Source organism: Streptomyces swartbergensis (assembly GCF_002148965.1).
Classification (GTDB): domain Bacteria; phylum Actinomycetota; class Actinomycetes; order Streptomycetales; family Streptomycetaceae; genus Streptomyces; species Streptomyces swartbergensis.
The window spans coordinates 1-7440 of sequence record NZ_NGFN01000401.1 but is presented as its reverse complement, the minus strand read 5'-3'; the positions used below and the strand labels follow the sequence as shown (position 1 = coordinate 7440).

The 7440-nt window shown below is 73.5% G+C and carries 6 protein-coding genes and 1 pseudogene; 4 read left to right on the top strand and 3 right to left on the bottom strand.

Features of this window, described 5'->3' with window-relative positions; genetic code table 11:
- Both CA983_RS37970 and CA983_RS37965 read left to right on the top strand, forming a co-directional pair.
- Window positions 1-568 (top strand): annotated as a pseudogene (locus tag CA983_RS37970) (sensor histidine kinase); the annotation flags it as partial.
- Window positions 565-1221: a response regulator transcription factor gene (locus tag CA983_RS37965; RefSeq protein WP_086605269.1), complete on the top strand. Its 657-nt coding sequence runs from the start codon at window positions 565-567 to the stop codon at window positions 1219-1221. The pseudogene CA983_RS37970 and the gene CA983_RS37965, both read left to right, overlap by 4 nt.
- A 61-nt stretch (window positions 1222-1282) precedes the next feature.
- On the opposite strand, the gene CA983_RS37960 is transcribed toward CA983_RS37965, so the two are convergent.
- A complete protein-coding gene (locus CA983_RS37960; protein WP_208637125.1) occupies window positions 1283-1924 on the bottom strand; it encodes a phosphatase PAP2 family protein in 642 nt (213 codons plus the stop codon).
- Between the two features lie 175 nt (window positions 1925-2099).
- On the opposite strand from CA983_RS37960, the gene CA983_RS37955 reads away from it, so the two are divergent.
- Window positions 2100-2975: a hypothetical protein gene (locus CA983_RS37955; RefSeq protein WP_086605267.1), complete on the top strand. Its 876-nt coding sequence runs from the start codon at window positions 2100-2102 to the stop codon at window positions 2973-2975.
- Window positions 2976-3128: 153 nt separating this feature from the next.
- On the opposite strand, the gene disA is transcribed toward CA983_RS37955, so the two are convergent.
- Entirely contained in the window at window positions 3129-4253 is a 1125-nt protein-coding gene (gene disA, locus CA983_RS37950; protein WP_086605266.1) for a DNA integrity scanning diadenylate cyclase DisA, read from the bottom strand.
- Window positions 4254-4333: 80 nt separating this feature from the next.
- A complete protein-coding gene (gene radA, locus CA983_RS37945; protein WP_086605265.1) occupies window positions 4334-5743 on the bottom strand; it encodes a DNA repair protein RadA in 1410 nt (469 codons plus the stop codon).
- A 196-nt stretch (window positions 5744-5939) separates the two neighbouring features.
- Between radA and CA983_RS37940 the strand changes: the two genes are divergently transcribed.
- The coding region (locus CA983_RS37940) for a BACON domain-containing protein (RefSeq protein ID WP_107500331.1) at window positions 5940-7440 on the top strand (1501 nt) is incomplete at its 3' end.

Here is a 7440-nt window from a genome sequence, read left to right as displayed (position 1 = left end):
GGAGAGTTCCCGCCCCTCGGGTGGCGGTACGGGCCTGCTCGGGCTGCGGGCCGCGGTGACCTCGGTGGGCGGCGAATTCGAGGCGGGCCCACACGGGGAGGGGTTCCGGGTCCGGGCGTACGTCCCCGAGCAGCAGACCGCGGTCGGACCGGCCCGTCCCGCCCGGGCGCCGTTCACGCACGCCCGCCGCCGGGTCGCCGTCGGCCTCGGCACCGCGGCGAGCGCGGGCGTCGTCCTGGTCGGGGCGGCCTTCAGCTGGTACGCGTACACGGAGAAGCACTCGGTGCTCGAACCCGCCGCGTACGCGAAACTGCGCCTGGGCACCCCAGCGGCCGAGGTCGAACACGCGCTGCCCGAGCGCGACGTGAACGACCCGCCCGACGACCGGGCCCCCGCCCCACCCGAGGGAGCCGACTGCCGCTACTACCGGGCGAGCGGCGAACTGTTCGTCTCCGTCGACCACTTCAGACTGTGCTTCGACGCCGGTCGGCTGGTCGCCAAGGACGTGGTCCCGCGGATCGGTCTGTCCGGCGAAGGCCGAGAAGAGTACGAGGAGTTTTCACAGTGATCCGCGTCCTGCTGGCCGACGACGAGGCCCTGGTCCGGGCCGGGGTACGCGCCATCCTGGGCAGCAGCGGCGAGACGGAGGTCGTCGCCGAGGCGGGCGACGGCCGCGAGGCGGTCGAGCTGGCCCGCGCCCACCGCCCGGACGTGCCCCTGCTCGACATCCGCATGCCCCGCCTGGACGGCCTCACGGCGGCGGAGGAGATCGTACGGACCGTGCCCGGCACGGCCGTCGCGATGCTCACCACCTTCTCCGAGGGCGCCTACGTGACCCGCGCCCTCGGCGGTGGTGCCACCGGCTTCCTGCTGAAGTCCGGGGACCCGTACGAACTGATCGCGGGCGTACGGGCGGTGGCGGCCGGTGCCGCGTTCCTGTCGCCCAAGGTGGCCCGGTACGTCATCGACGAGGGCCTCGGTGGCGGCCGCCTGACCCGCGAGGCACAGGCACGCGCGCGCGTGGCCGTGCTGAGTCCCCGCGAGCGCGAGGTGCTCGGCCTGGTCGGCGCGGGCCTGTCCAACCCGGAGATCGCCGCCCGGCTGCACCTCGTCGAGGGCACGGTGAAGGCGTACGTGAGCGCGGTCCTGGACCGGCTGGGCGTGCGCAACCGCGTGCAGGCGGCGATCGTGGCGTACGAAGCGGGGCTGGTGGAGTCGTGACGACCGAGGGGGCGCGGCGGTGGGGGCGCGTCCCGGCTCGGTGATGCGCATACCGGCCGGCTCAGCGCCGCGCGTGCGAGCCGTACGACGTGACGGGCGCCGTCCCCGGCCCGGTGAACCACCGCACGGCCGGTGCCGACGAGGTGCGCATCGCCTCGGCCAGCCGCGTCGCCGGGCCCGTGGCCAGCCGTACGGCGGCGAGGGCGACGAGCGTGCCCAGACCCAGCCCCGCGATGACGTCGTGCGGATAGTGCACGCCGACGAAGACCCGGGAGAAGGCCATGAGCAGGGCGAGCGGGGCCGTCAGCCACAGGAGCGCGCGCCGGACCAGGACCAGGGCGACCGCCGCGGCGCCCGCGATCGTGGCGTGGTTGGACGGGAAGGACCAGTCGCCGTGCGGTGGGCACTCGGCGAGGGACGCGGCCGCACCGGCGACCGCCCGGCACGGACGCTCCTCCGTGACCGCGGACTTGAGCACCTCGCTGCACACGTACGCCACTGCCGTGGCCAGAGGTGCAAGAGCCGCGATCGCGAACGCCTGAGGAGTGTCGCGGCGGGCACGCCACCAGGCGGTGGCGAACAGCGCGACGAAGACCAGCAGTCCGGCCTCCGTCCATGTCTCGGCTCCGTGCTGTACCCACATCGGGGTGTCGTGGGCGAAGTCGGTGATGTCGCGGTAGAGCCCGCTGTCCTCGAAGTTCATGGTCACGGACGGTAGGCGCCAGGCCGATACCGTCACACCCAGCGATCGTCGCGTGCCGTACCTGTCGAAAGACAGGGGTGGGGCGGTGATTTCCGGGATGATGATCCGGAAAAGTTGTGGTCCCGAGCGGCGGGTGGGACAGGCGAACGCGCCGATCTCTCGTAAGGTTTGCGCCGTGGGATCTCTGCGCAATCCGGTCGGGCCGCTTCCCTCCTCCATCTACTGGCGTCGGAGGGTCGTACTGGTGTCCGTGGTCGCCCTGTTGGCGCTGTTGACCACCTGGATCGTCACCATGGGCGGCGGGGGCGGCAAGGACCGCGACAACGACGCCAACGGCAAGAATCCCGCGCCCTCCACCATCACGCCGGGCCCGTCGAGTTCCGGCCCGGCCATCAGCCAAGCGCCCGGCGGACGCGACGAGTCGGGCGGCGGGGGCTCCGGCGGCTCGTCGTCCGGGTCCGGGGACGGTTCCGGCGACGGCTCGGGTGACGGCTCCGGGGGTGGTTCCGGCACGGGCTCCGGCGGCGGTTCCGGCTCCGGCGGGTCCGCCGGGTCGGGCGGCGCCGGTGGTTCCGGCGGCGGTACCACGGTGGGCGGCGTCGGCGTCGGCGTCGGCGTGGGCGACACGCTGCCGGCCGGTTCCACGCTGCCCAACTGCACCGCCGGCGTGGTCAAGTTCAGCCTGCGCAGCCGGCACAACACCTACGACCCCGAGCAGACGCCCACGTTCCTGCTGACCGCGCGGAACATCTCCGGCAGCGACTGCAAGATCGATCTCGGGCCGAAGAACGCGGTGTTCACGATCACCCCGGCGAGCTCCGACGACGACTACTGGTCCTCCAAGGACTGCCCGAAGGCCGCCGCACACCAGCTCTACCGGGTGCCCGCGGGCAGCGGCATCACCTACACGGTGAGCTGGGACCGCAAGCCGAGCGCCCCCGAGTGCGCCACGCCTCCGGCGGGCTCGGCCGGGACGGGCACGTACCTGGTGGAAGCCAAGGCACCCGGCTTCGCGAAGGTGCAGACGTCGTTCGTGCTGTCGGCCGACTAGGTGTATTGACCTGAAGCGTTGTTCACACGGCTGATCGGTGGCTGGGCGCCGAGTGCGGTGTGGCAGCGGTCGCTCGAGGGCGGTATCCCTTGCCGGGTACCGCCCTCAGCCGTTCCAGCCGCCCCCGCCGTTCCGGCCGACGCAGTTCAAGCGCTAGACGTACCGCTCCAGAATCGACGACTCCGCCAGCCGCGACAGCCCCTCCCGGACGCTGCGCGCCCGGGCCTCGCCGACGCCGTCCACCGTCTGGAGGTCGTCGACGCTCGCGGCGAGCAGCTTCTGGAGGCCGCCGAAGTGCTCGACCAGGCGGTCGATGATCGCGCCGGGGAGCCGGGGCACCTTGGCGAGCAGGCGGAAGCCGCGCGGCGACACCGCCGAGTCCAGCGTCTCGGGTGAGCCGGTGTAGCCCAACGCGCGGGCCACCGTGGGCAGTTCGAGAAGCTCGGCGTGGGTGAGGGCGTCCAGCTCGGCCAGCGCCTCGTCGACCGTGCGGGAGCGCTTGGCGGTGGGCTCGGGGACGTAGTCCCGGACGACCAGCTCGCGCTCGGGCTCCACGCCGGCGATCAGCTCGTCGAGCTGGAGGGCCAGCAGCCGGCCGTCCGTGCCCAGCTCCACCACGTACTCGGCGATCTCCGTGGCGATGCGGCGCACCATCTCCAGACGCTGGGCGACCGCCGAGACGTCCCGGACGGTCACCAGGTCCTCGATCTCCAGCGCCGACAGCGTGCCCGCGACCTCGTCGAGGCGGAGCTTGTAGCGCTCCAGGGTCGCCAGGGCCTGGTTGGCGCGGGACAGGATCGCCGCCGAGTCCTCCAGGACGCGGCGCTGGCCGTCGACGTACAGGGCGATCAGCCGCATCGACTGGGAGACCGAGACGACCGGGAAGCCGACCTGCTTGCTCACGCGGTCGGCGGTGCGGTGCCGGGTGCCCGTCTCCTCCGTGGGGATCGTCGGGTCCGGGACCAGCTGCACGCCCGCGCGCAGGATCTTCGACAGGTCCGAGGACAGCACGATGCCGCCGTCCAGCTTGCACAGCTCGCGCAGGCGGGTCGCGGTGAACTCGACGTCCAGCACGAAACCGCCGCTGCACAGCCCCTCGACCGTCTTGTCCGAGCCCAGCACGATGAGACCGCCGGTGTTGCCGCGGAGCACCCGCTCCAGGCCGTCACGCAGGGCGGTCCCGGGTGCCACGGCGCTCAGGGAGGCGCGCATCAGGCCATCGGTACCGGCACTCCCGCCGGACTTTCCGGGAGCTGATGCCCGGTCGTTGGCTGCCACTGCACTCCTCCGGTCGCAGGTTCTGGGCGCCCCCGTGTCGCGCGCTCGGTTCGCACGGACGGGCGAGACCAGGGCAAAGTCTACCGGCGACCCTCCTCCTCCCGTGGGGCCTCTCTGCGACGGGACCGGGGGAGGACCCGCAGGGCGTCCCCTATGTCCGCGACTTCCAGGACCTTCATACCCGAGGGGATCTTGCCCGGGTCGCCCGGGACGAGGGCGTGTGTGAAGCCCAGACGGTGGGCTTCTGCCAGCCTGCGCTGCACGCCTGTGACCCGTCTCACCTCGCCCGCGAGGCCGACCTCCCCGATCGCGACGAGGTTCTTGGGGAGAGGTGTGTCACTCGCCGCGCTGGCCAGGGCGAGGGCGACGGCCAGGTCCGCGGCGGGCTCAGAAAGCTTCACACCGCCGACCGTCGCGGAGTAGATGTCCCTTTTGCCCAAGGCGCTGATCCGGCCGCGCTGTTCCAGCACCGCGAGCATCATCGACACCCGGGAGGTCTCCAGGCCGGACGTGGTGCGGCGCGGGGAGGGGATCTGCGAGTCGACCGTGAGCGCCTGGACCTCGGCGACCAGCGGGCGGCGGCCCTCCAGGGTGACGGTCAGGCAGGTGCCCGGGACCGGTTCGGCCCGACGGGTCAGGAAGAGCCCGCTCGGATCGGCCAGGCCCGTGATGCCCTCGTCGTGCAGTTCGAAGCAGCCGACCTCGTCGGTGGTGCCGTAGCGGTTCTTGACGCCCCGGACGAGCCGGAGCCGGGCGTGCCGGTCGCCCTCGAAGCTCAGGACGACGTCCACGAGGTGCTCCAGCAGGCGCGGGCCCGCGATGGCGCCGTCCTTGGTGACATGGCCGACGAGCAGCGTGGACATGCCGCGCTCCTTGGAGGCCCGGATCAGGGCCCCGGCGACCTCCCGCACCTGGGCCATGCCGCCGGGAGCGCCGTCGATCTCCGGCGAGGCCACCGTCTGCACCGAGTCCAGGATCAGCAGCGACGGCTTGACCGCGTCCAAGTGGCCCAGCACCGCCGCCAGATCCGTCTCGGCCGCCAGGTACAGGTGGTCGTCGATGGCGTGGATGCGGTCGGCGCGCAGCCGGACCTGGCTCGCCGACTCCTCGCCCGTGACGTACAGCGTGCGGTGCTCGTCGCTCGCCGACTTGGCCGCCACGTCCAGCAGCAGCGTCGACTTGCCGACGCCGGGCTCGCCCGCGACCAGCACCACCGCGCCGGGCACGAGCCCGCCGCCGAGCACGCGGTCCAGCTCGGGCACGCCGGTGGAGCGGGCGGTGGCCTGGCGGCCGTCCACCTGGCCGATGGGCACGGCGGAGGTGGTGACGCGGCCCGGCGTCGTCGTACGGACCGCGGGCGCGCCGTACTCCTCGACCGTCCCCCAGGCCTGGCACTCGGGGCAGCGGCCGAGCCACTTCGCCGTCTGCCAGCCGCATTCCGTGCAGCGGTAGGACGGGCGGTCCTTGGTGGTCTTCGTACGGGCAGCCATGGACGAAACCGTAGCCGCCGCCACTGACAACGCGGGGACCGACCGGCTCGGCCACCTGCGCGCCAGGGCCCCGCCACCCCGCGCCAGCGGCGGAACCACTGGTTCATGTCCCCTTTTGAGGGATCGTTTCACCCGTACGGATTAAATGTGCTCAAGCCGCCGGAAGGTGCCACTCCCGGCCGCCTACGGTCGCCGAATGATGAGCAGTACTCCGGAGATCTCGACCCGCTCGACCCGCACGGCCGGCCCGCACCGGGCGCACCGGGAAGCGCGTGACCGCGGGGCGGCGCGCACGCTGGCGCAGCGGCCGCCCGCGCGCTACGAGCCCTACCTGGACGGCCTGTTCACCTACTGCCTGTCCGTGCTGTGCGACCACGACGCCGCGACCACCGCCATGGGCGACGCCCTCGCGCTCGCCGAACGCCGCGGCAAGCACGTCCCCGACGCCCCCGCCGACCGCAGGGCGTGGCTGTACGCGCTGGCCCGCTGGGCGTGCCTGCGCAAGCTGGCGGAGGCCAAGCAGAAACGTCAGAGCAGCCACGCCGCGGGCCGCCCGCAGCGCGCCGACCGGCCGGCCGGCCCGGCCGTCTCCGAGGAGGTCCAGGAACGGCGGCGGCGCGAACTGGCCCTGCTCGCCTGGCCGGAGGCCGCCGGCACCACCCCGGAGCAGCGCGAGGCGCTCGAACTGGCCGTGCGCCACCACCTCGCCGCCCAGGAGGTCGCCGCCGTCCTGGGCATGGACCCGGCCGCCGCCCGCGATCTGCTCGCCTCGGCCGCCTGCGAGGTGGAACGCACGCGTGCGGCACTGGCCGTGGTCGAGACCGGGGCGTGTCCGAGCGTCGCGCACCTCGTCGGCGACGACCGGCCCGTGCTCGGCACGACCCTGCGCCGCGAACTCGTCCGCCACGTCGACGACTGCCCGCGCTGCCGCCGCACCGCCGAGCGCGCCATCCCCGGCCGCTGGCCCGGCACCAGCGTCACGCCCGCCGAACTGCCCGTCCTGCCGGCCCCGCGCGCGGCCCTGCACGTCGCCATGGCCCACTCCTCACGCGCGCGTGGCGCCGGACCCCGCTTCGACCGGCGCGGTTTCCCGATGGACCCCAAGGACCGCGCCGCACGAAGGGACCGCCTGCGCGCGCGTGCCGTCACCACGACCGTCGTCGCCACCGTCGTGGCCGCCCCCGTGCTCGCCCTGTGGGCCGCCTACCGGGGCACCCCCGTCGGCGAGGGCCAGGACGGCCGTTCCGCCTCCGCACGCGAGGCGGACGACCCGTTCGCCCTGGACGGCGAGATGGCCGGCGGCGGCTACGAGAACGCCGGCAACGCGAGCACCAGACCCGGCCCCCGCTTCGGCAAGAACGGCAAGGCCGACGTCTCCGTGGAGGTCATCGGCGTCGCCGGTGCCGGCCGCAAGAGCGCCCTGGACGTCACAGCGGACAACAGCGGCGACACCACCCTCGTCACCCTGACCGCCACGGGCCCGGCCCCGGTCCGCTGGTCCGCGTCCACCGGAGCGGACTGGCTCTACCTCAGCCAGTCGTCGGGAACGCTCCGGCCCGGCGAGTCGTTGACGATCAAGGTGTATGTCGACCATCTGCGGGAGCCCTCCGGCCCCTGGCGCGCGCAGGTGGCGATCGCCCCGGTGGGCGCCGTCGTCCACATCGAGGGCTTCGGCACCGCGCCCAGCCCCTCCGACC